Here is a 22,572-nt window from a genome sequence, read left to right on the forward strand (position 1 = left end):
CCGGTCGGCCCGCCTACTCACCGTCCCCGCCGGCGAGTCCGTCCAGGAGGCCCGTCACGGGGTCTGAGGCGGAGTCGGTGGGGGGTTGGTCCGATTCGGTCGGGGGTTGATCTGTTTCGGTCGGAGGTTCGGCTGATTCGGTCACGGCATCGTCCGATTCGGCCGCGGGCTCGGAATCGGCCGATTCGGCGGGCACTTCGGAATCGGTAGTGGATTCAGATAATTGAGCGACAGCAGGTTCGGAATCGACTGCAGGTTCGGGTGATTCGGCTGCGACAGCAGGTTTATCCGATTCGCCGGCGGGTTCGAGGATGTCGGTCACAGGCTTCAGCGCCTGCTCCAGCGGCTCCGTTGCGGGCTTCAGCGCGTCGGTGACCGGCTTCAGCGCCTGGGTCAGCGGCTCGGTGACCGGGCGGAGCAGATCGCCGACGGGATCGGTGACGGGCCGGAGCAGATCGCCCACCGGTCCCGTCACGGGCTCCAGCAGATCACCGACCGGCTCGGTGACGGGGCGGAGCAGATCGCCCACGGGCTCCGTCACCGGCTCCAGCACGTCGCCGACCGGCTCGGTGACCGGATCGAGGACACCGCCGCCGGACGGCTCGTCCGCCCCCGGCTCCGTACCGCCGCCGCCCCCGGGGTCCGATCCGTCGGCAGGGTCCTCACCTGTGGGTATGTCCTCTGCGGGCGCCTCGGCCCCACCGGGGTCGCCGCCCCCGTCACCCACGCCCACGCGGTCCTCCGCGCCGCCCGCCGGCGCCTTCCCGGCGGCGTCCGGCTCCGGGGCGTCCGGCTTCGCGTCCGACGGCTGCGTGCCCCCGAGCCAGGGCGGGAGGCCGGCGGAGTCCCGGCGCGGCGAGGGCGCCTCGCGGGCCTCGCCCCCGGGCTCGTCGGGCCCGGTGCGGGTGGGCCCCCGGAAGGGCCACAGGGTGTCCGGGGGGAAGGGCGTGGCGCCCGTCATGCTCAGGCCCAGCGCCAGGACGTAGGCACAGCACACCCCGCCCGCGCCCCGGCCGGCGCGCCGCACCCAGCGGGCGCGGCGTCCGGTGACGTCCACGAATACGGGGGTCACGCTTTCCCCCGCGGACGTACCGCTTTCCCCAAAATCCCCGGCCCCCACGGTCTCGTCGCCAGCCATCAACGGCCCCCCTCGAAGTCATACAGTCAAATTTTCAACGGTGACCCTAGATCAGAATTCCCCCCTCCGTAAGCTGGATTTCCGGTCACACCGAAGAACGGCGCGGATATCCGGGAAATTCAATATGCCCTTGGCAAGATCACGCTAAAATCCGGTGGACGCGCGGTGTCCGCACACGTTTGGGTGGGGGTCATGTACCGGACCCAGCCCCCCGTGCCCCATGAACTCCGAGGCTTCCTCCAGGACGGCCGCCTGCTGCGCCTCCCGGCGAAGTACGGCAAGCAGCTGCTGGTGCTCGACTATCTCGCCCGCGCCGCCTTCGAGCCGGACCGGATCTACGACGAGCCCGCGGTGAACGACATCCTGCGCGGCTGGTGCGAGCGCGGTCAGACGGACCACGCGGCGGTACGGCGAGCACTGGTGGAGGCGGCACAGCTGCGGCGTGACCCCGTGCAGGGTTGGTACTGGCGGGCAGAGGACTAGAAAGCCATCGCGGCGGCCACCGGACGGTGGTCGCTGCCCGTCTGCGGCAGCACCCAGGAGCTCGTCGGCTCCAGGCCGCGGACCATGATCTGGTCGATCCTGGCCATCGGGAAGCCCGCCGGGAAGCTGAAGCCGAAGCCGTCCCCGGCCGCGCCCTGCGCGGAGCGCAGCTGGGAGGTGATGTTGGCCAGCGCCCGGTCGTTCATGGCGCCGTTGAGGTCCCCGAGCAGCAGGACGCGGTCCAGCGGCTCCGCCTTGATCGCCTCGCCCAGCGCGTGGGCGCTGCGGTCGCGGCGCTGGGCGGTGAATCCGGCGTTCACCTTCACCCGTACGGACGGCAGATGGGCGGTGTAGACGGCGAGCGGGCCGTCGGCCGTGGCCACCGTGGTGCGCAGGGCGCGGGTCCAGCCGAGCTCGATGTCGACCGGCTTCGTGCCGGACAGCGGGAGCTTGCTCCAGATCCCGACGGTGCCCATGACCTGGTGGTACGGGTAGGTGGCGGCGAGGCCGCGCTCGTAGTCCGCCCGGTTGGCGCGGGTGATCTCCTGGAGGGCGATGATGTCCGCGCCCGAGTCGGTCAGCGCGCGGCTCGTACGGTCGTGGTCGAGGTTCTCCTCGGCCACGTTGTGGCTGAGGACCGTCAGATCGTGGGCCGGGCTGGACTTGTCGGTGAGGAGTCCGCCGAAGAGGTTGAACCAGACGAACACCGGCAGCAGCAGCGCGGCCGTCGCGCTCGCCGAGCGGCGCAGGACGGCCGCCGCCGCCAGCGGGACGAGGAGCAGGCCGAGCCAGGGCAGGAAGGTCTCGGTGAGGCTGCCGAGGCTGCCGACCCGGTTGGGGATCCGGGCGTGGAAGAGCATCACCAGGCCCAGCAGCACCGTGAGCACCGCCGGGATCAGCCCGCGCCGCCAGGGGCCGGGGTCGGTGAGGCGCCGCTTCAGCTCGGACCAGTCACGGATGTCACGCACCCGCCGGCGGCCACCGCCCGCGTCCCGCGCGCCCGTCTCCGCCGTATCCAGCTGCGCCATACGGTGCCCTCGCTCCTTCACCGGTCGTCTGCACGTACGGGTCAAGACGCCCACCGCCCCGCCCGGGGTTCCGCCCGGGGACAACATCCGAACCCGGCCAGAACTCCGGCACGGCTATCCACCGTGACCCCGAGTAAACCACCGCAAAGCGCGATGTCGCCTCACGTGCGGCTGCGGGCGCCCTCCAGCAGGGCGTCGACCAGGCGGGCGGAGAGGTCGTCCGGCGTCGGGCGCCACTCGTGCAGGATCGTCCGGACCAGCATCGGCCCCACCAGCATGTCCACCGTGAGCTCCACGTCGAGGTCCGCCCGCAGCTCCCCCCGCTCGATCCCCCGCCGCAGCACCGTCCGCATCAGGTCCCGCCGCCGCTCCACCACGCTGTGGTGGTAGAGCTCCGCCAGCTTCGGGTTGTCCCGCCCCTGCATGATCACCGTGCGCCACAGCGCCGAGGAGCCCTTCGTGCCGCCCATCTCCCGGACGGCCTCGAGGTACGCGATCAGATCGCCCCGTACGGACTCGCCCGTCGCCTCGACCGTGAACGTGCCCTCGAGCTCGGCGAGCACGTCCACCAGGAGTTCGTCCTTGCCGCCCCAGCGCCGGTAGATGGTGGCCTTGCCGACCCCGGCGGTACGGGCGACGCGCTCCACGGTCAGCTCGCTGATGGAGACACCGTCCTCGAGCAGATGCAGCACGCCCTCGATGATCGCCCGCTCGGCCGCCTCGCTGCGCGGACGCCCGCGGGCCGGCCGCCCCGGGGTGTGCTCGCCGTGCCGTTCCCTCAGCCCCACAGCCCTGCGCCGCCCCTCATCGTTCCCCCGCGGCCGCGTTCTCCCGCGCCTCGTCGGAAGCGCCGGCCTCCGGGTCGTCCTCCCGGCCGGGCAGGAAGTAGCCCACCAGTACGGCGGCGACCAGCGCGATCCCGCCGGCCACGGCGGACGTGACGTGCATGGCGTGGACGTACGCGGCGTTCGCCGGCCCCATCAGCGCGTCCCCCGCGGCGCCGAGGCGCTCGGCGACCGTCCGGGTGGCCTCGATGGACTCGGCGGCGGTGTGCCGGACGCCGGGCGGCAGCGGGGTGGCGGCCAGCTCGCCCTCGATCCCGCCGCGGTAGACGGCCGAGGTCAGGGAGCCCAGCACGGCGACGCCCATCGCGCCGCCGACCTGGCGGAAGGTGTTGTTCACGGCGGAGCCGGAGCCCGCCTTCTCCCGGGGCAGGGAGTGCATGATCGAGACGGTGGCCGGCGGCATGACCAGGGCCATCCCGCTGCCCATCAGCAGGAAGACGATCTCCAGGCCGACGATCGGCGTGTTCTCGTCCAGGAACAGGAAGCCCAGGAAGGCCAGCCCGACGATCACCATGCCGCCCGCGCACACCGGGCCGGTGCCGAAGCGTTCGACGACCTTGTTGGCCCGCGGCGCGATGATCAGCTGGGCCACGGCCAGCGGGAGCAGCAGCAGACCGGTCTGCAGGGGGGAGTAGCCGCGTACGGACTGGGTGTAGAAGACGACGAAGAACGTCACGCCCATCAGCGCGAAGAACGCCAGCCCGATGGTGGCCACGGCGGCCGAGAAGCGCGGGTTGCGGAAGTACGCCATGTCGAGCGCCGGATGGCTGCTGCGCCGCTCGTACAGCACGAAGGCCGTCAGGATCACCAGGCCGCCCAGCACGGTCGCCCAGACCTCGGGGCGGGTGAAGTCGGCGTTCTGCCCGCCGCGGATCACGCCGAAGATCAGCAGCGTCAGACCGGCGATGGACAGCAGTACGCCGAAGGGGTCGAGCCGGCCGGGGTCGGGGTCCTTGGAGTCGGGGACCAGCAGCACCATGGCGACCAGGGAGGCGGCCACGATCGGCACGTTGATCATGAACACCGAGCCCCACCAGAAGTGCTCCAGCAGGGCCCCGCCGGTGATCGGCCCGATCGCGATGGCCAGGCCCACCGCGCCCGCCCAGATGCCGATGGCCCTGGGCTGCTCGTCGCGCTCGAAGACGTTCATGATGATCGCGAGGGTCGCGGGCATGATGAACGCGGCGCCGAAGCCCATCAGGGCCCGGAAGCCGATGAGCTGTCCGGGCGACGCGGAGTAGGCGGAGAGCAGCGAGGCGACGCCGAACACGAGCATGCCGCCCAGCAGCATCTTCTTGCGTCCGAGCCGGTCGCCGAGCAGGCCCGCGGTGAACAGCAGGCCGGCAAAGACCAGGGTGTAGGAGTTGACCGCCCACTCCAGCTCGCTCTGGGTGGCGCCGAGCCCGCTGGGCGCGGGGGTGGCGATCGTCTTCATCGCGACGTTGAGGATCGAGTTGTCGAGGACGACGACCAGCAGGCTGAACAGCAGGACGGTGAGGATCGCCCAGCGCCGGCGGTGGATCTCCGGTGGGACGTGAGACGTCGGGCCTATGGCAGTGGACATACCTCGACGGTAGCCCTCTTTACGAAACGGCACCGTCTCGTATCGCAAAGACCGGGCAAACTCGCGTCTCCCCGGGGTCCCCCTTTCGGTGTATGCGACCGCGTGTCAGCATGGAGGTGATCCGGGGACGCCGGCAGGGCGCCTCGAGACGACACAGACGAACAGGAGCGTTGCGATGACGCACGCCGTCAATGAGCGCGGGCAGTCCGCGCCGCAGGACGCGAAGCCGGCCGACAGCAGCAAGGCGCTCTACGGGGGCACGAGCTCCCGCCGTGTCACCGTCCGGGACATCGCCCGCGCCAAGGAGCGCGGCGAGAGGTGGCCCATGCTCACCGCGTACGACGCGATGACCGCCTCCGTCTTCGACGACGCCGGCATCCCGGTGATGCTGGTCGGGGACTCCATGGGCAACTGTCACCTCGGGTACGACTCGACCGTGCCCGTGACGATGGACGAGATGACGATCCTGACGGCCGCGGTGGTGCGCGGCACCAAGCGGGCGATGATCGTCGCCGACCTGCCCTTCGGGTCGTACCAGGAGGGCCCGGTGCAGGCGCTGCGCTCGGCGACCCGGCTGCTCAAGGAGGCCGGCGCGGGCGCCGTGAAGCTGGAGGGCGGCGAGCGTTCGGCGCACCAGATCGAGCTGCTCGTGCAGTCCGGCGTCCCGGTGATGGCGCATGTGGGCCTGACCCCGCAGTCGGTGCTGGCCTTCGGCGGGAACGTGGTGCAGGGCCGCGGTGACGAGGCCGCGCAGCAGCTGCTGCGGGACGTGAAGGCCGTGCAGGACGCCGGGGCGTTCGCCGTGGTCCTGGAGCTGATCCCGGCGGAGCTGGCCGCGGAGGTCACGCGGTCGCTGCACATCCCGACGGTGGGCATCGGCGCCGGTCCGGACTGCGACGCGCAGGTGCTGGTCTGGACGGACATGGCGGGCCTGACGAAGTGGCCCGGGCGCACCCCGAAGTTCCTCAAGCAGTACGCGGATCTGCGTACGGTGCTGGGCGACGCCGCCAAGGCGTTCGCCCAGGACGTGGTGGGCGGCGCGTACCCGGACGCGGAGCACAGCTTCCACTGACGTACCGGACCGGAGAGGGGCGGGGGCGAGTCCCCTGCCCCTCTCCGCTGCCTCGAGACCTGCCCCGACCTGCGGTGTCGGTGCCGTGTAGGTGGCTGTCGGTCCGCTGTCGGCGGTCTGTCGGACGCTCCTGGCATGGTCGTTGCCATGACGCGAACGACTACGAACGCCATCGAGGTCCGGGGCCTCGTCAAGCACTTCGGCGACACGAAGGCCCTGGACGGGGTCGACCTCGACGTGAAGGAGGGCACCGTCCTCGGTGTCCTCGGCCCGAACGGCGCCGGCAAGACGACGCTGGTGCGCTGTCTGTCCACGCTGCTGCGCCCTGACGCCGGCACGGCGACCGTCGCCGGGTACGACGTGGTGCGCCAGCCGCGCGCCCTGCGCCGCACCATCGGCCTGACCGGCCAGTACGCCTCGGTCGACGAGAAGCTGTCCGGCCGGGAGAACCTGTACATGATCGGGCGGCTGCTCGATCTGTCCCGTACGGAGGCCCGGCGCCGCGCGGACGAGCTGCTGGAGCGCTTCTCCCTCACCGACGCGGCGCGGAAGGCCGCCATGGACTACTCGGGGGGTATGCGCCGGCGGCTCGATCTGGCCGCCTCGATGATCGGCAGCCCGGCGGTGCTGTATCTGGACGAGCCGACGACGGGCCTGGACCCCCGGACCCGTAACGAGGTGTGGGCCGAGGTCCGGCGGATGGTCCGCGAGGAGCGGGTGACGGTGCTGCTCACCACCCAGTACATGGAGGAGGCCGAGCAGCTGGCCGGCGAGCTGGCCGTGATCGACAGCGGCCGGGTCGTGGCGGGCGGCCGGGTCGACGAGCTGAAGGCCCGGGTCGGCGGCCGCACCCTGCGCATCCGCCCGGTGGACCAGGCCGATCTGCAGAAGATCGCCGACGCGCTGGCCGCCGCGGGCCTGGACGGGGTCGCGGGGGCCCACGTCACCGACGGCGCCGTCACCGTACCGATCCTCACCGACATCCAGCTGACGGCCGTCGTCACCCTCCTCGGCCGCAGCGGCGTCACCCTCGCCGGCATCGACACCCAGCTCCCCAGCCTGGACGAGGTCTTCCTGGCCATCACCGGCCAGAAGGCGACCACCACGCAGGACACCGCCACCGCCCACGAGCTCGAGGAGGTCGCCGTATGAGCGCCGCCGTTCTGACCAAGCCCGCCCTGCCCGTGACCGACGAGGGACGCATCGGGCTGCGCGCCAATCTGCGGCACATCGGGGCGCTCGCGCGCCGCAACATGCTGCAGATCAAGAAGGACCCCGAGTCGATGTTCGACGTGCTGATCATGCCGATCATCTTCACGCTGCTGTTCGTGTACGTCTTCGGCGGCGCGATCTCCGGCAACGGCAACCAGGACGAGTACGTCAACTATCTGATCCCGGGCCTGATGGCGATGATGGGCATGAACATCGCGATGGCCGTGGGGACCGGGGTCAACGACGACTTCAAGAAGGGCGTGATGGACCGCTTCCGGTCCATGCCCATCGCGCGGTCCTCGGTGCTCATCGGGAAGATCGTGGTGGAGCTCGGCCGGATGGTCGTCGCGGTGACGATCCTGCTGGCGATGGGGTTCCTGGTGGGCTTCGAGGCGGACAGCGTGCCGGGGCTGCTGGCGAGCGTGGCGCTGTCGCTGGGCTTTGGTGTCTCGCTGATGTGGATCTTCATTCTGCTGGGGCTGTCGCTGAGCAGCCCGCAGGCCGTGCAGGGGATGGCGATGATCGTGCTGATGCCGCTGCAGTTCGGGTCGTCGATCTTCGCGCCGACCAGCACGATGCCGGGCTGGCTGCAGTCCTTCACCGACGTCAACCCGCTGTCGAATCTGGCGGACGCGGCCCGGGCCCTGACGCAGGGCGGTTCGGTGGGCAACTCGGTGTGGATCACGCTGGCCTGGGCGGTGGGCATCACGGTGGTGACGGCGCCGCTGGCGGTGGCGAAGTTCCGTAAGGCGGCGTAACACACCGCTCCTCGAAGACAGCCCCTTCCCGCTTGTCCAGCGGGGAGGGGCCAATGCGGTGATCTTATTAGCTGTCCGGGTGCCGTCGCGTGGTGCCTGCGCCTCCCCGGCTCCTCGCGGACCGACTGTATGACCGGCAGACGCGTCAGTCGGCCGGTGCTCGCCGCCGGACCGCGTGGAGAAGGAGGCCGCCCGTATGAACCGATGGCAACGAGTGTCCCTGGCGCTCGCCGCCCTGCCGCTGCTGCTGGCGGCGGCGCCCCCGGCACAGGACCCGCCGGACGACGGCGGCTCGTACGCGCAGGACGGGGACCCGAAGAACCCGGGCGGGGCCCCGGCCGGTGTCCCCGACTTCGGTACGTTCACGCCCCCGCCGCAGGGCGACTCCGACGACACCCCCGCGCTGGCCGCGGCGGCGCTGGCGGCGATGTCGATGGGCGCGGCGGCGTTCGTCCTGGGCTGGGGCCGCAAGCCGGGCGCGCGGCGGGAGGAGAAGCCGGGGGCGTCGTGACCCCCGGGCTCAGATCAGCTCCGCCGCCTCCGGCAGGGTGAGGGCGCGCCCGTCGTCGTACTCCCGCTCGTACGCGGCGTCGTCCCCGAGGGCCGCCCGGACCTCCCGTTCGGCGCGCTCGCGGTACTCCCGCTCCACCGGCAGCGGACGCGAGCCGACGCGCTGTTCGGCCAGGGCGTCGTACGCGCCGAGCAGCCGGGCCCCGGTCAGCGGGTCGCCGAGTCCCGCCTTGGTCCAGCCAGCGAAGACGAGCTGGATGATGGCCAGATGGGGCGCGATCAGCTCCGCCAGCCGGTCCTGGGTGCCGACGACGGCCGCCCGCAGCCGGGGCAGCGCGTCGGCGTACTTCCCCTCCAGCAGATCGATCCAGGCGAGGAACCCCTCCGCCATATGGACGAAGAACGCCGGTCCCCGGCCGCGCAGTTGTACGGCGACGGCCTCGAACAGCTCGCGGGCCTCGGCGGTCCGGCCCGTGCGCCCGTAGTGCGCGGCCAGATGGATCCGGCAGAAGTGGCGGGATTCCCCGCCCTGCCGGCCGGAGTCCGCCACCGCCACCAGCAGCAGCCGCTCCCCCTCGGCCGTGTCGCCGGTCTCCACCAGTACGGCCCCGAGCCGGGCCTTCATCATCGGCAGCTGCGAGAGGGCGCCCAGCCGTTCGGCGCGTTTCAGGGCCTCGCGGTAGTCGGCCGCCGCCGCGGCGAAGTCCAGCTGCCGCTCGTGGGCCTCGCCCCGGCTGGACAGCGCCTCGGCGCCGCCCCAGTCGTCACCGAGGCGTTCGAAGATCACCAGGCTCTCGTCGGAGTCCCGGGCGGCCTGCTCCTGCCCGCCGGGCCGTTCGGCGAACACCCGGGCCCGCAGCTGCAGGGCGAAGGCCAGCTCCCACTCCCAGCCCAGCCGGCGGCAGGTCACGACCGCCTCCTCGATGACGTCGGTCACCAGGCCGAAGTCCCCGGTCAGCATCGCCGCGTAGATCCAGCTCGAGCCCGGATGGCGGCACACCTGCGGCTGGCCCGGCCGGTACGTCGCCAGGACGCCCGCCATCTCGCGCCGGACCTCGGGGCTGCTCAGGGTCGTCATATCGCCGTCGGAGGTGTTCAGGACCATCATCCGGACCGCCCGCCGGGCCTCCAGCAGCACCTCGTCGTCGTACGGGGGCGGCAGGTCGCCGGCGCCGTGCTCCAGATCGGGCGCGGGGCCGGCCGGCGGGTCGAAGGGGTTCGGCGCCATCGCGGACACGGCCTGCGCCCAGATCCGGGCCTCCGGCTGCAGGTCGCGCATCAGCCAGAACCAGCTCAGCGAGATCGCCAGGCTCAGCGCCTCGTGCTCGTCCGGCAGGGCGACCGCGTGCCGCAGCGCGGCGCGCAGGTTGTCGTGTTCGCGCTCCAGGGTGTCCAGGGCCTCGAGCTGGCGCCGGCCGCGCAGCAGGGCGTCGTGGGCACGGGCCAGCTCGCGGTAGTACGTCAGATGGCGGCGGGCCGTCGCCGTACGGTCGGCCGGGTCGGCGGCGAGGCGTTCGCGGGCGTACTCCCGTACGGTCTCCAGCAGCCGGTAGCGCATCTCGCCGGCCACCGGCTCGGCCACCACCAGGGACTTGTCGACCAGCGCGCCGAGCAGCCCGGGGAGGTCGCCCGGGGCGGCGCACACGGCCTCGGCGGCGGTCAGGTCGCAGCCGCCGGCGAAGACCGACAGCCGGGCCAGCACGGCCCGTTCGGCGTCGTCGAGGAGGTCCCAGGACCAGTCGACGACCGCGCGCAGCGTCTGCTGGCGGGGCAGCAGGGTGCGGGCGCCGGAGGTCAGCAGCCGGAACCGGTCGTCGAGCCGGTCGACGAGCTGGCGCGGGGTGAGCAGCCGCAGCCGGGCGGCGGCGAGTTCGACGGCCAGCGGCAGCCCGTCCAGGCGGCGGCAGAGCTCGGCGCACGCCTCGGGGTCCTCGTCGGGGGTGAAGCCGGGGCGGGCGGCGGCGCCGCGTTCGGCGAGGAGGCGCAGGGCGGCCGGGTCGGGCAGCGGGGCGAGGGGGCGGACGGCCTCGCCGGGGACGGCGAGGGGTTCGCGGCTGGTGGCCAGGACGGTGACGCCGGGGCAGGCGGTGAGCAGCCGTTCGGCGAGGGCGGCGGCGGCCTCGACGAGGTGCTCGCAGTTGTCGAGGACGAGGAGCAGCCGCCGGGGGGCGCAGTGTTCGACGAGGCGTTCGAGGGGGTCGGTGGGGCGCAGGGCGTCGGCGGCGGTACCGCGCAGGACTGCCTCGCGGGCGCCGAGGGCGCTGAGCACGGCGGGGGCGACGGCGTCGGGGTCGTCGACGGGGGCGAGTTCGGCGAGCCAGACGCCGTCGGGGTGGCGGGCCCGGTCGGCGGCCTCCTGGGCGAGGCGGGTCTTGCCCGCGCCGCCGGGGCCGGTGAGGGTGACGAGGCGGCGGGCGCGCAGGTCGGCGGCCAGGGCGGTGAGTTCGGCCTCGCGGCCGATGAAGCTGGTGAGCCGGGCGCGCAGGTTGCCCTTCCCCGGGGCCGGGGTCTGCGGCCGGAGCAGTTCGGCGTGCAGGGCGCGCAGTTCGGCGCCGGGGTCGGTGCCCAGCCGGTCGGCGTACTCCGCGCGGAGCTCCTCGTACGCGGCGAGCGCCTCGGCCGGGCGGCCGGCGTCGCGCAGGGCGCGCAGGTGCAGGGCGCGCAGGGGTTCGTCCAGCGGGTGGGCGGCGGTGAGTTCGGCGAGCTCGGCCAGGACGGCGCCGGGGCGGCCGAGGGCGAGCGCGGCGGCGGCGCGGGTGCGGCGCGCGTCGAGGCGGCGGGCCTCGAGGCGGGCGGCCTCCGCGGTGCGGTCGGGGAGGTCGGCGAGGGCGGGGCCGCGCCAGAGGGCGAGGGCGTCGTCGGCGAGCTCGCCCGCCTTCCCGGCGTCCTGGGCGGCCAGGGCGTCGGCGGCCTGGGCGGTGAGGGCGTCGAAGCGGTGGACGTCGACGTCGTCCGGGACGGCGTTCAGGGTGTAGCCGCCGGCGGCGGAGGTGATCGCGTCCGCCCCCAGGACCCGGCGCAGGCGGCCGACCAGGGCCTGGAGCGCCGCGGGGGCGTCGGCGGGGGGATCGCCGGCCGCCCACACCGCGTCGATCAGCGCCTCGGCGGTGCGGGGGCGCCCCGGGCGCAGGGCCAGCGCGGTGAGCAGGGCGCGCAGCCGGGGTCCGCCGAGGGGCACGGGGTCGCCCGTGTCGGTGACGGCTCGCGCGGGGCCCAGGAGGTGATAGCGCACGGGACCATTGTCCCCGGGACACCGGTGCGCGTCCGGCCCGGGGCCGTACCGGCACCGGAACGGCGGGGTCCGGCGCCGGAACACCCCGGGCCCGAGCCTCGTTCCAGGGGTGAGCCCTCCGCGACGTGAAGGCAGGCACCGTATGACCCCCTCCGACAGCGCCCGGGCGATCAGCCGCCGCGACCGCCGGATCAGCCCCGTGTTCCTGGGGATCGTCGCCGTGATGGCCGTCGCGGGCTGGGCGGTGTACCGGGACAGGGGCCTGCCCACCGGGGTGGGGGTGTTCCTCTTCGTCACGGCGGCCTGGGTGGTGTCGCTGTGTCTGCACGAGTACGCGCACGCCCGGACCGCCCTGCACAGCGGCGACATCTCGATCGGGGCGAAGGGCTATCTCACCCTGAACCCGCTGAAGTACACGCACGCCATGCTGAGCATCGTGCTCCCGCTGCTCTTCGTGATCATGGGCGGGATCGGTCTCCCCGGCGGCGCGGTGTTCATCGAGCGGCAGCGGATCGAGGAGCGCTGGAAGCACAGCCTGATCTCCGCCGCCGGCCCGCTCACCAACGCGCTGCTGGCGGTCGCGCTCACCGCCCCCTTCTGGCTGGGCGCGGCGGACGACTGGCCGCTCGCCTTCCGCTGCGCGCTGGCGTTCCTGGCGCTGCTGCAGGTCACGGCCGCGATCCTGAACTTCCTCCCGGTCCCGGGCCTGGACGGCTACGGCGTGATCGAGCCGTGGCTGCGCCCGGAGACCCGCGCCAAGCTGAACCAGTACGCGGGCTTCGGCCTGCTGGCGGTGTTCGCGCTGCTGTGGATCCCGGAGCTGAACCGGGTCTTCTTCGACGCGGTCCACGCCGTCCTCGACGCCCTCGGGGTGACGGAGGCGGAGGTGCAGTGGGGTCTGGACTGGTTCCGGTTCTGGGACGGTCAGCCCGGGTCCTGAGGTTCTTTCCGTATCGGAAACTCGACTCTTGCCGTGTCGGAAACTCACCGGCTAGAGTTTCCGTCATGGAAACAGACGAGGGAACCTTCCCCCTGAGCCCGGAGCAGGCCCGCGCCGCTCTGGCCGACACCGACCACATCCGTACGTCCGTCTCGGCGATCTCCGCCACCCCGTGGCCGCTCTGGTTCGTCACGGCGATCACCGCGATGCTGTTCGTCACCCCGATAGCCCTCGGCGGCGTGATGGCCGAGCCCGGCGACTGGCTGATGCCCCAGTGGGTCTGGCTGACGGGGCTGCTCTCGGCCGAGGCGGTGTTCTACGCGCTCTTCGCCGTCGCCGCGAAACGCTGGCGGGAGACGACGGGCGTGGCCCTGCGCTTCGACGTGCTGCCGAAGGCCGCCACCCTGCCGCTGTGCGTGGTGCTGCCGGTGATCGTCGTGGGCTCCGGCTTCGTCTTCCGGGAGACCGGCGAGCCGCTGTGGCTGTACGCGGCCTCCGCGCTGGGCGCCGCCCTCTCGATCGGCTTCCACCTGTGGTTCGTACGGCTGCACGGGAAGACCGCGTGAGCGCGGGCACCGAGGACCCGATGGCCGGCTTCGACGCCACCATCCACGCGCCCAACCGGCTGCGGATCTGCGCCCTGCTGGACACGGCGGGCGAGGCGGAGTTCGGCGTCGTACAGGAACAGCTCGGGGTATCGCCGTCCGTCCTCAGCAAGCACGTCACCGTGCTGATGGACGCGGGCTACGTCGAGCAGCGCAAGGCGGTGCGCGACACCCGCCGGCGGGTGTGGCTGTCCCTCACCCGCGAGGGCCGCGAGGCCTACCGGGCGCACCTCGCCGCCCTGCGGGCGATCGTCGGGCCCTGATCAGCTCTTCGGCGCCGCCGCCGCGCGGGCCCGGCGGACGTAGTACCAGGCCATGTTCGACGACAGGCCCGCGAGCAGCAGCCACAGGGCGCCCAGCCACAGGCCGTTCACGAACGAGACGACCGCGGCGGCCACCGCCAGGACACACACGGCCGAGGCGAACAGGGCCAGGCGCTTCGCGTCAGTGGGCATGGTTGAGGACTCCTTCGTACCGATGTGCCGCGTCCATTGTCCCCTCGCCTCAGATGTCCGTGAGCCGGACCCCCGCGTGCGCCTTGTAGCGGCGGTTCACGGAGATCAGGTTCGCGACCAGCGACTCGACCTGGTGGGCATTGCGCAGCCGGCCCGCGAACACCCCGCGCATCCCGGGGATACGGTTCGCGAGGGCCTGGACCAGGTCCGTGTCCGCGCGGGACTCGCCCAGCACCATCACGTCCGTCGCGATCTCCGCGACCCCGGGGTCCTGGAGCAGCACGGCGGACAGATGGTGGAAGGCGGCCGTCACCCGGGAGCCCGGGAGCAGCGCCGCGGCCTGCTCGGCCGCGCTGCCCTCCTCGGGCTTCAGGGCGTAGGCGCCCTTCTTGTCGAAGCCCAGCGGGTTCACGCAGTCCACGACCAGCTTGCCCTCGAGGGCGTCGCGCAGGCCCTCGAGGGTCTTGGCGTGTCCGTCCCACGGCACGGCGACGATCACGATGTCGGACCGCCGGGCGCAGTCCTCGTTCGCGGCGCCCTCGACGCCGGACCCCAGCTCCGCGGCGGCGGCCCCGGCCCGCTCGGCGCTGCGGGATCCGATGATCACGCGCTGCCCGGCCTTCGCCAGCCGGTACGCCAGCCCCCGGCCCTGGTCGCCGGTGCCGCCGAGGACACCGACGGTGAGCCCGGAGACGTCGGGGAGGTCGAAGGGGTCCTTGGGGGCGGGCCTGGGGGCTTCGGTAGTCATGGGTGAATCGTACGAGGACGGGGGTCCGGGGCGGGTGGGCCCCCGGCGATCGGAGGTCTCCGGCCGCGGTCGCCTCCTCGTACGGGGGAACCCTCCGCGTATCGCCTGCGGGCGTGCTGCGGCCGGGGCAGGATGCGCGCCCATGGATGCCGTACGCGTGGCCCTGCTGCGGGAGGTACTGGCCGGATCCGAGTGGCTGCCGGCCACCCGGCGCTTCGCCGCGTCGCTGCGCGCGGCCGTGCAGACGCACGGCGGGGGGCTGCTGCTGGTGGGCACGCGGGAGTACGAGCCGTGGCATCTGGCCGCCCATCTGGACGACGAGGCCGCCTGGTCCGGCCGGCCGGAGCTGTCCCCCACGCTGGTCCGCCACCGCGTCCCGTACGCCGCCCCGGCCCATCTGGCGGTGGACCTCAGCCGGCTCGAGGCGGCCGGGCGCGGCCAGACGGTGCTGGTCGTGGCCCCGGGCGAGCCGGGCGGGGGGCTGCTGGAGCGGGTCAGCGACGCGCGGCGCGGCGGGGCGACGGTCCTGGCCATCGACGGCCCCCGGGAGCTGACGTCCCTGGCCCACGAGACGCTGGCCGCGGATCCGGCGGGCGGGGTGGATCTGGACACCGTCCAGCATCTGGTGAGCGCCGCCGCGGGAGAGACGGCGGACCCCGCGCCGCCGCCGCGCGCCAGGCGCCGCTTCACCGACCGGCTGGCCCGCCTCGCGGAGCAGCTGGCGGCTCCCCCGCCGCCGCGCTGGTGACTGCCTCTCCCTGTCGACGCCCCACGTCAGGCAGGGAAACCAGTTGCCCTCCCCGGCGGGCGCGCATCAGCATGACCCCTCGTGACCGAAGCCACCGACGCCCCCACGCGCCCGACCCGCGGGATCCGGGCGCTCCTGCCCGACCTCGCGCCCTGGCGGGCCTCCGCCGACTTCCGGCGGATCTGGGTGGCGGGGCTGATCACCGGCTTCGGCAGCTTCCTCACGTTCGTCGCCGTCCCGGTGCAGATCAAGGACCTCACCGGCTCCGCGGCGGCCGTCGGGGCGATCGGCGCGGCCGAGCTGATCCCGCTGATCGTCGTCGGGCTGTACGGCGGGGCGCTCGCCGACGCCTTCGACAAGCGCCGGCTCATCATCTGGACGGAGGTCGGCCACGGGGTGCTGGCGGCCCTGCTGCTGGCCAACGCGCTGGCGCCGGAGCCGGCGGTCTGGCCGCTGTACGTCGTCGCCGCGGGGGCGGCGTCCCTGACGGCGATCCAGCAGCCGGCGCTGGACGCGATCATGCCGCGGATCGTGGCCCACGAGCACATACCCGCGGCCACCGCGCTGAACTCCCTGCGCTGGCAGGTCGGCGGCGTCGCGGGCCCGGCGGTGGCGGGGTTCGTCGTCGCGTACGCGGGGGCGGAGTGGGCGTACGGGGCGGACGCGGTGACGTACGCGGTGTCCGCACTGCTGGGGCTGGGGATCGCGGCGTCGCCCGCCTCGCACGCCGCCGCGAAGCCGTCGCTGCGGGCGGTGCTGGAGGGGGCGCGGTACGCGTGGAGCCGTAAGGAGCTCCTCGGTACGTACGCGGTGGACATGTCGGCGATGTTCTTCGCCTTCTGCCTCGCGGTGTTCCCGTTCCTGGCGGACGACCTGAACGCGCCGTGGGCGCTGGGGCTGATGTACGCGGCGCTGCCGGCGGGGTCGATGCTGGTGTCGCTCACGAGCGGGTGGACGTCGCGGGTGCACCGGCACGGGCGGATGGTGGTCGTGGCCGCCGCCGGCTTCGGTCTGTGCACGGTGGTGGCGGGTCTGGTGCCGAACGTGTGGCTGGTGCTCCTCTTCCTCGTCCTGGGCGGGGCGTGCGACATGGTGTCCGGGATCTTCCGGGCGGCGATGTGGAACCAGACGATCCCGGACGAGCTCCGGGGCCGCCTCGCGGGGATCGAGCTCCTGTCGTACGCGGTGGGCCCCCAGCTGGGCCAGGTCCGCTCGGGCGGCATGGCGGCGCTCACAAACGTCCGGACGTCGGTCTGGTCCGGCGGCCTCCTCTGCGCGGCGTCGGTGGGACTCCTGGCCCTGTGCCTCCCGTCGCTGATGTCGTACGACGCCCGCACCAACGCCCACGCCCTGCGCGTCCGCGAACTCCGCTCCCCGGGGGAGGGCTAGGCCTCGGGGTCCTTCCACCTCTCGTCCGTGTCCCACTCCTCGTTCCGCGACTCCGCGATCTCGATCGCGTGCGCGGCCGCCTCCCGCGAGGGGTAGGGCCCGAGACGGTTCTTGGCCGGGCACTCCGGCCCCTCCTCGACCGTCCGGTGCTCCAGGCAGTAGTACCACTCACCCGCCTTGCCGACGGTCTTCTTCTTGAACAGCGCCACGTCACACCCACTCCCGTGTCAAGGCCGGCAGAGCCCATCTGCCCGCCATCGTGCCCGATACCGCCCCGATACACTCACCCGCATGTCGCTGCTCGCCCCGGGGACCCTCTCCCCCACCCGTCCCGTACCCCCGTCGATCCCGCGCCCCGAGTACGTGGGGAAGCCGGGGCCTGCCCCCTACACGGGGTCCGAGGTGCAGGACGAGGAGACCGTCGAGCGGATGCGGATCGCCGGAGGGATCGCGGCGCGGGCGATGGCCGAGGCCGCCGAGCACATCGCGCCCGGGGTGACGACCGACGAGCTGGACCGCGTGGCCCACGAGTACATGTGCGACCACGGCGCCTACCCGTCCACCCTGGGCTACCGGGGCTTCCCCAAATCCCTGTGCACCTCGGTGAACGAGGTGATCTGCCACGGCATTCCCGACTCCACGGTGCTGCGCGACGGCGACATCGTGAACCTGGACGTGACCGCGTTCATCGGCGGCGTGCACGGCGACAACAACGCCACGTACCTCTGCGGCGACGCCGACGAGGAGTCCCGGCTCCTCGTCGAACGCACGCGGGAGGCCCTGAACCGGGCGATCAAGGCCGTCAGGCCCGGCCGCGCGGTCAACGTCCTGGGGCGGGTCATCGAGTCGTACGCCAAGCGCTTCGGCTACGGCGTGGTGCGGGACTTCACCGGCCACGGCATCAACTCGTCGTTCCACAGCGGCCTGATCATCCCGCACTACGACAGCCCGCATCACACCACCGTGATGCGCCCCGGCATGACGTTCACGATCGAGCCGATGCTGACCCTCGGCACCCACGAGTACGACATGTGGGACGACGGCTGGACGGTCGTCACCAAGGACCGCCGGCGCACCGCCCAGTTCGAGCACACCCTCGTCGTCACGGAGTCGGGCGCCGACATCCTCACGCTGCCGTAATCACAGCCTGACCACCGTCCCCGACAGCCGCGCCTCCTCGGCCGCGAACACCACCCGGTGGGTGTCCGCGCTCTCCGCCGCCCCGGTGAGCAGCAGCTCCGGCCTGCCCTCCCGGTGGGCGGTGACGAACGCCTCGATCAGCCCGAGGTCGCCGCCGCCGTGCCCCTCGCCGGCCGAGGCGCCTCCGGCGAGGGTGTCGATCGCCGTCCGCGCCTCCGTCGCGAAGTCGAAGACCTCGATGTGCCGCCCGTCCCCCGTGAGCTGCCCCCGGGTGCCGAAGATCTTCGTGTGCCGGTGCTCCATCGGGGTGAACGCGGTCAGGGTGAACGAGGCGGTGACCCCGCCCTCGTACTCGAGGTTCACCACCTGGTGGTCGACGACGTCGTTGTCCGAGGCGTACACGCAGCGCCCGTACGGCCCCTCCGCCAGCGCCCGTTCCACGGCGTCCGCGGTCAGCTCCCCCGCCGCCACCCACGCCACGTGTCCGCGGCCGGTCGTGGGGTCGCCCTCGCGCAGGCCGGCCTCGTACAGCCGCTTCGCGGAGAAGTCGCAGTCCGGCTCGACCGCGCACGACACGCACCGCTCCCCCGCGCCCTGCGGCGCCCGCTCGGGGCGGAAGTGGCGCAGGGAGCCGAAGGAGGACACGGCGGTGACGGGGCGGCCGATGATGTGGGCGAGCCAGTCGATGTCGTGGCACGACTTGGTGAGCAGCAGCGGGCCGGAGGTGTCGGAGCGGCGCCAGTTGCCGCGTACGTAGGAGTGCGAGAAGTGCCAGTAGCCGACCGGTTCCAGATGCTGGACGCTGACGATCTCGCCGAGGACGCCCGCGTCGAGGAGCTCCTTCACCTTGCGGGTGTACGGCATGTAGCGCATCACGTGGCAGACCGTCAGACTGACCCCTGCCGCGTCGGCGGCGGCGGCGATCCGGTCGCACTCCTCGGCGGTGGTGGCCATGGGTTTCTCGAGCAGGATGTCGTAGCCGCGGGCGGCGAACGCCTCGGCCGCCTCGGCGTGTTCGGCGTCCTGGACGGCGATGATCACGGCGTCCGCCAGCCGCGGGCCGGCGGCCAGGTCGTGCCAGTCGGCGAACCGCGCGGCCGCGGGCACGCCGTGGGCCCCGGCCAGCGCGGCGCGGTGGGACGCGCGGGGTTCGGCGACGGCGGTGATGCGCGCCGGGGAGCCGGGGCGGGCGGCGATCCGGGCGTAGCCGGTGCCGCGCGAGCCCGCGCCGACGATCGCGAGGTGCAGCGGGCGGTCGAGGGAACGGCCTTGATGCGTACGGAGGTTGCTGTGCTGGACGGTGTCGGTCACAGTCATATCCGGTTCGGCCTTTCGGGCGTCACATCCGGTGAATTTTGCTACCTTCTACAAGAAGTTGCGCCCCGTCAAGGCCGAGTCGAGAGAGCAGAGGGACGTACGTGACCACCGCAGGCGGCGACTCCTCCCTCCTTCGCCGGCTCAACACCACCGCCGTGCTGCGCACGTTGTACGGGGGTGGCCCGTTCACCCTGAGCGAGCTGGTCCGCGCCACGGCCGTCACCCGGGCCACCGTGGAGAACGCCCTGGCCGCGCTGGTCCGCCAGGGCTGGGCGGCGGAGGTCCCGCCGGCCGCCGACGGCCGCCGCCCGGTGGGGCGGCCCCCGCGCCGCTACCGCTTCCGCGCGGAGTCCGGCTGCGTGGTGGGGCTGGACATCGGGGCGCACAAGGTGCTGGCGGTCGTCGCCGACCTCGGCGGCGAGGTGCGGGCGGTACGGCAGACGGCGGTGGCGCGCGACGTGCTGCCGGAGGACCGGCTGGCGGCGGCGTGGAAGCTGGGGCACCGCGCGCGCCGGGCGGCGGGGTTCGAGGCGGATCAGGTGCGGGCGGTGGGTGTGGGCGCCACGGGGGTGGTGAACGCGGCGGGCACGGTGCTCGTCAGCGAACTGCTCCCCGGGTGGGCCGGCACGGAGCTCCCGGTGGAGCTGGGGAAGTCCTTCGGCGCCCCGGTGGCCGCCGGCAACGACACGAACGTGGCGCTGCTGGCCGAGCACTGGCGGGGCGTGGCAGCGGGCGCCCGGGACGTGCTGTTCCTGCACGCGGGGCACGAGATCTCCGCCGGTCTGCTGATCGGGGGCCGGGTGCACCAGGGGCGGCACGGGGCGGCCGGGGAGATCGGCATGCTGCCGGCGGCGGGCTGGTCGGACACCGCGCGGGCGATGTCGGAGGGCTGGGGGGAGGACATCGGCGCGCTGTTCGAGGCGGCGCGGTCGCGGGACGCGAAGGCCGTCGAGTCGCTGCGGAGGTTCTGCGAGGGGCTGACGCACGGGGCGGCGGCGATGGTGCTGGCGGTGGACCCGGAGCTGGTGGTGCTGGGCGGGGGGCTGTCGCGGGCGGGTGACCTGCTGGCGGATCCGCTGCGCCGGGGGCTGCGGGAGGCGTGTCTGTTCCCGGTGCCGGTGGCGGTCTCCGAGCTGGGGGTGGAGGCCGTGGCGCTGGGGGCCGTACGGCTGGCGCTGGACGAGGTGGAGCGGGAGCTGTTCGAGATGGCGGGAGTGACGTGAGGCGACCGCGGGCATTCTCTGTGCACGGGAGCGCACGCTGAGCGACAATGGGGTTGCCGACGCCCTGTCGGCATCCTGTCGCGCCCGGGACAGCCGGGGCGCGGGAGCCGGACCGTACCCGCCCGTCGCCGGAGGTCTCCGCCTTGGACGCCGTACCGTTCTCCACCCGTCTGCGCACCGAGTCCCGCGACCGGCACGAGGAGGCGGAGCAGTCGGCGTTCATGAGCGACCTGCTCGGCGGCCGGCTGGGCGTCGACGCGTACCGGCGCTACACGGGGCAGCTCTGGTTCGTGTACCGGGCGCTGGAGTCCGCCGGTGACCGGCTCGCGGACGACCCGGTGGCCGGCCCCTTCGTCCGGCCTTCCCTGGCCCGGCTGCCGGAGCTCGAGCGGGACCTCAACCATCTGTACGGGGACGGCTCCTGGCGCGCCACCCTGACGGCGCTGCCCGCCACGGCGGCGTACGCGGGCCGGATCCTTCAGTGCGCGGCGACCTGGCCCGCGGGGTATGTGGCCCACCACTACACGCGCTACCTGGGCGACCTCTCCGGCGGCCAGATCATCCGCGACCGCGCGGAGAAGACCTGGGGCTTCGCCCACAAGGGCGACGGCGTGCGGTTCTACGTCTTCGCCGGTGTCCCCAACCCGGCGGCGTACAAGCGGCGTTACCGCGAGCTGCTGGACGCGCTGCCGCTGGACGACCTGGAGCTCCGGCGCGTGATCGACGAGTGCCGGCGGGCCTTCGCGCTCAACACGGCGATGTTCCGCGCCCTGGAGCAGGCGGTGGCGCTCGGCGCCTGACGGCCAAGTGGCCCCGTATGCGCGGAATGCCGGATTGAGCACGTATTCCCGGGCGGGGTGGAGCTCCGGCGAAAAGAGAGGGGAATCACTGGACTGATCATGGCGGAAACAGGTTAGCCTCACTTAAGTTAGGTTCGCCTCAGTCAATCCGTCACCCTCCCTGTCCCTTCTGGAGAACCACATGAGACGCACTCGCATCACGGTCGCCGCCACCATCACGGCCGCCGCACTGGCCGCGGCCGGCTGCACCGCGAAGAGTGACGACTCGTCGAAGACCGACGACTCCGACGGCCTGGGCCCCATCGCGATCACCGCCTCCGACACCGCGTGCGAGGTGTCGGACAAGGAGTTCGCGGCCGGCCACATGCAGTTCAACGTCGAGAACAAGGGCTCCAAGGTCACCGAGGTCTACATCCTCTTCCCCGACGAGAAGATCCTCACCGAGCGCGAGAACATCGGCCCCGGCACCAAGGCCGCGATCCACACCGAGATCGAGCCCGGCACGTACGAGATCGCCTGCAAGCCCGGTATGAAGGGCGACGGCATCCGTCAGACGATCAAGGTCACCGGCAAGGCCAAGGCCAAGACCGAGGACCCGGTCCTCGTCGACGCCGCCGCTCTCTACCGCGACTACGTGCAGCAGCAGGCCGACATGACGCTGCCGCTCGCCGAGAAGTTCGCGAAGGCCGTCAAGGACGGGGACCTCGAGGGCGCGAAGAAGCTGTACGCGCCGTCCCGGATCGGCTGGGAGCGCACCGAGCCCGTCGCCGAGTCGTTCGGTGACATCGACCCGAAGGTCGACGTCCGGGAGGACGGCCTGGAGGACGGCCAGAAGTGGACCGGCTGGCACAAGCTGGAGAAGTCCCTCTGGCACGACAAGAAGATCACCGCCGAGGACAAGCAGCTCGCCGACCAGCTGGTCACCGACCTGAAGGACTGGCAGAAGCGCGTGGGCGGCGCCAAGATCACCGCCACCAGCATGGCCAACGGCGCCAAGGAGCTGCTGGACGAGGTCGCCACCGGCAAGGTCACCGGTGAGGAGGAGCGCTACAGCCACACCGACCTGGTGGACTTCCAGGCCAACGTGGAGGGTGCCTTCACCTCGTACGGGCTGCTGCAGAAGGTCGCCGCGAAGAACGACCCGGCGCTGACCGCCGAGCTGGACAAACAGTTCAAGAGCCTGTTCACGCTGCTGAAGAAGTACGGCGCCGGCGAGAAGTTCGTGTCGTACGAGAAGGTCGGCGACACCCAGCGCAAGGAGCTCTCCGACGCGGTGAACGCGCTGGCCGAGCCCCTGTCGAACCTCGCCGCAGCCGTCGTGGCGAAGTAAGCCCAGCCGCACCAGAAGACGTCACACCCCGAGAG

23 protein-coding genes are annotated in these 22,572 nt (G+C 72.8%); 14 read left to right on the plus strand and 9 right to left on the minus strand.

Features of this window, described 5'->3' with window-relative positions; all coding sequences use genetic code 11:
• Window positions 1-13 precede the first annotated feature (13 nt).
• Window positions 14-1,072: a hypothetical protein gene (locus SRB5_RS06530; RefSeq protein WP_153450492.1), complete on the minus strand. Its 1,059-nt coding sequence runs from the start codon at window positions 1,070-1,072 to the stop codon at window positions 14-16.
• 279 nt (window positions 1,073-1,351) lie between these two features.
• On the opposite strand from SRB5_RS06530, the gene SRB5_RS06535 reads away from it, so the two are divergent.
• Entirely contained in the window at window positions 1,352-1,621 is a 270-nt protein-coding gene (locus tag SRB5_RS06535) for a DUF2087 domain-containing protein (protein WP_194292859.1), read from the plus strand.
• Here SRB5_RS06535 and SRB5_RS06540 read toward each other — a convergent pair.
• The 3 genes from SRB5_RS06540 to SRB5_RS06550 form a co-directional block, all read right to left on the minus strand.
• Complete coding sequence (locus tag SRB5_RS06540) at window positions 1,618-2,649, minus strand: endonuclease/exonuclease/phosphatase family protein (protein WP_153450494.1); 1,032 nt, start codon at window positions 2,647-2,649, stop codon at window positions 1,618-1,620. The two genes, SRB5_RS06535 and SRB5_RS06540, sit on opposite strands and share 4 nt — an antisense overlap.
• A gap of 161 nt (window positions 2,650-2,810) precedes the next feature.
• Entirely contained in the window at window positions 2,811-3,437 is a 627-nt protein-coding gene (locus SRB5_RS06545; RefSeq protein WP_323377181.1) for a TetR/AcrR family transcriptional regulator, read from the minus strand.
• 16 nt (window positions 3,438-3,453) lie between these two features.
• The gene (locus tag SRB5_RS06550; RefSeq protein ID WP_153450495.1) at window positions 3,454-5,058 is read right to left on the minus strand and encodes an MFS transporter; all 1,605 of its coding nucleotides are present in this window, start codon (window positions 5,056-5,058) and stop codon (window positions 3,454-3,456) included.
• A gap of 175 nt (window positions 5,059-5,233) precedes the next feature.
• On the opposite strand from SRB5_RS06550, the gene panB reads away from it, so the two are divergent.
• The 4 genes from panB (at window position 5,234) to SRB5_RS06570 (ending at window position 8,611) form a co-directional block, all read left to right on the plus strand.
• Window positions 5,234-6,130 (plus strand): 3-methyl-2-oxobutanoate hydroxymethyltransferase, encoded by an 897-nt coding sequence (gene panB, locus SRB5_RS06555; RefSeq protein ID WP_153450496.1) that lies wholly within the window; start codon window positions 5,234-5,236, stop codon window positions 6,128-6,130.
• 147 nt (window positions 6,131-6,277) lie between these two features.
• Window positions 6,278-7,282 carry an ATP-binding cassette domain-containing protein gene (locus SRB5_RS06560; RefSeq protein ID WP_153450497.1) on the plus strand — a complete coding sequence of 335 codons (1,005 nt, stop codon included), beginning with the start codon at window positions 6,278-6,280 and terminating at the stop codon, window positions 7,280-7,282.
• Complete coding sequence (locus SRB5_RS06565; RefSeq protein ID WP_153450498.1) at window positions 7,279-8,100, plus strand: ABC transporter permease; 822 nt, start codon at window positions 7,279-7,281, stop codon at window positions 8,098-8,100. Before SRB5_RS06560 ends, SRB5_RS06565 begins: the two co-directional genes overlap by 4 nt.
• Before the next feature lie 196 nt (window positions 8,101-8,296).
• Window positions 8,297-8,611: a hypothetical protein gene (locus tag SRB5_RS06570; RefSeq protein ID WP_153450499.1), complete on the plus strand. Its 315-nt coding sequence runs from the start codon at window positions 8,297-8,299 to the stop codon at window positions 8,609-8,611.
• Window positions 8,612-8,620: 9 nt separating this feature from the next.
• On the opposite strand, the gene SRB5_RS06575 is transcribed toward SRB5_RS06570, so the two are convergent.
• On the minus strand, window positions 8,621-11,842 hold the full coding sequence (locus SRB5_RS06575; protein ID WP_323377182.1) for a BTAD domain-containing putative transcriptional regulator: 3,222 nt from the start codon (window positions 11,840-11,842) through the stop codon (window positions 8,621-8,623).
• Window positions 11,843-11,984: 142 nt separating this feature from the next.
• Between SRB5_RS06575 and SRB5_RS06580 the strand changes: the two genes are divergently transcribed.
• From SRB5_RS06580 to SRB5_RS06590, 3 genes are all read left to right on the plus strand, one after another.
• The gene (locus SRB5_RS06580) at window positions 11,985-12,782 is read left to right on the plus strand and encodes a site-2 protease family protein (protein WP_153450500.1); all 798 of its coding nucleotides are present in this window, start codon (window positions 11,985-11,987) and stop codon (window positions 12,780-12,782) included.
• Window positions 12,783-12,847: 65 nt separating this feature from the next.
• On the plus strand, window positions 12,848-13,348 hold the full coding sequence (locus SRB5_RS06585) for a hypothetical protein (RefSeq protein ID WP_153450501.1): 501 nt from the start codon (window positions 12,848-12,850) through the stop codon (window positions 13,346-13,348).
• Between the two features lie 20 nt (window positions 13,349-13,368).
• A complete protein-coding gene (locus SRB5_RS06590) occupies window positions 13,369-13,650 on the plus strand; it encodes a transcriptional regulator (protein ID WP_153450840.1) in 282 nt (93 codons plus the stop codon).
• Here SRB5_RS06590 and SRB5_RS06595 read toward each other — a convergent pair whose 3' ends face one another.
• Together SRB5_RS06595 and npdG are read right to left on the minus strand one after the other, a co-directional pair.
• Window positions 13,651-13,842: a hypothetical protein gene (locus SRB5_RS06595; RefSeq protein ID WP_153450502.1), complete on the minus strand. Its 192-nt coding sequence runs from the start codon at window positions 13,840-13,842 to the stop codon at window positions 13,651-13,653. It lies immediately after the preceding gene.
• A 49-nt stretch (window positions 13,843-13,891) separates the two neighbouring features.
• A complete protein-coding gene (gene npdG, locus SRB5_RS06600) occupies window positions 13,892-14,590 on the minus strand; it encodes an NADPH-dependent F420 reductase (RefSeq protein WP_153450503.1) in 699 nt (232 codons plus the stop codon).
• Window positions 14,591-14,732: 142 nt separating this feature from the next.
• Here npdG and SRB5_RS06605 point away from each other — a divergent pair, with 142 nt between their 5' ends.
• Both SRB5_RS06605 and SRB5_RS06610 read left to right on the plus strand, forming a co-directional pair.
• On the plus strand, window positions 14,733-15,338 hold the full coding sequence (locus SRB5_RS06605; protein ID WP_153450504.1) for a hypothetical protein: 606 nt from the start codon (window positions 14,733-14,735) through the stop codon (window positions 15,336-15,338).
• 81 nt (window positions 15,339-15,419) lie between these two features.
• Complete coding sequence (locus SRB5_RS06610) at window positions 15,420-16,727, plus strand: MFS transporter (protein WP_323377185.1); 1,308 nt, start codon at window positions 15,420-15,422, stop codon at window positions 16,725-16,727.
• On the opposite strand, the gene SRB5_RS06615 is transcribed toward SRB5_RS06610, so the two are convergent.
• The gene (locus SRB5_RS06615) at window positions 16,724-16,936 is read right to left on the minus strand and encodes a hypothetical protein (RefSeq protein ID WP_323377186.1); all 213 of its coding nucleotides are present in this window, start codon (window positions 16,934-16,936) and stop codon (window positions 16,724-16,726) included. The genes SRB5_RS06610 and SRB5_RS06615 overlap by 4 nt on opposite strands.
• Window positions 16,937-17,018: 82 nt before the next feature.
• Between SRB5_RS06615 and map the strand changes: the two genes are divergently transcribed.
• The gene (map, locus tag SRB5_RS06620) at window positions 17,019-17,867 is read left to right on the plus strand and encodes a type I methionyl aminopeptidase (protein WP_153450505.1); all 849 of its coding nucleotides are present in this window, start codon (window positions 17,019-17,021) and stop codon (window positions 17,865-17,867) included.
• Here map and SRB5_RS06625 read toward each other — a convergent pair whose 3' ends face one another.
• Window positions 17,868-19,178, minus strand: coding sequence for a Gfo/Idh/MocA family protein (locus SRB5_RS06625; protein WP_323377187.1), 1,311 nt, complete (start codon window positions 19,176-19,178; stop codon window positions 17,868-17,870).
• Between the two features lie 107 nt (window positions 19,179-19,285).
• Between SRB5_RS06625 and SRB5_RS06630 the strand changes: the two genes are divergently transcribed.
• The 3 genes from SRB5_RS06630 to efeO all read left to right on the plus strand — a co-directional run bounded on the left by SRB5_RS06630 (window position 19,286) and on the right by efeO (window position 22,537).
• Window positions 19,286-20,407, plus strand: a complete 1,122-nt coding sequence (locus tag SRB5_RS06630) for an ROK family transcriptional regulator (RefSeq protein WP_323377188.1) — start codon at window positions 19,286-19,288, stop codon at window positions 20,405-20,407.
• A 143-nt stretch (window positions 20,408-20,550) separates the two neighbouring features.
• On the plus strand, window positions 20,551-21,207 hold the full coding sequence (locus SRB5_RS06635; protein ID WP_228389853.1) for a biliverdin-producing heme oxygenase: 657 nt from the start codon (window positions 20,551-20,553) through the stop codon (window positions 21,205-21,207).
• Between the two features lie 181 nt (window positions 21,208-21,388).
• A complete protein-coding gene (gene efeO, locus SRB5_RS06640) occupies window positions 21,389-22,537 on the plus strand; it encodes an iron uptake system protein EfeO (RefSeq protein WP_153450509.1) in 1,149 nt (382 codons plus the stop codon).
• The last annotated feature ends 35 nt before the right edge of the window (window positions 22,538-22,572 follow it).

Origin of the sequence: Streptomyces smaragdinus (genome assembly GCF_009604385.1) — a bacterium.
Taxonomy (GTDB): Bacteria; Actinomycetota; Actinomycetes; order Streptomycetales; family Streptomycetaceae; genus Streptomyces; species Streptomyces smaragdinus.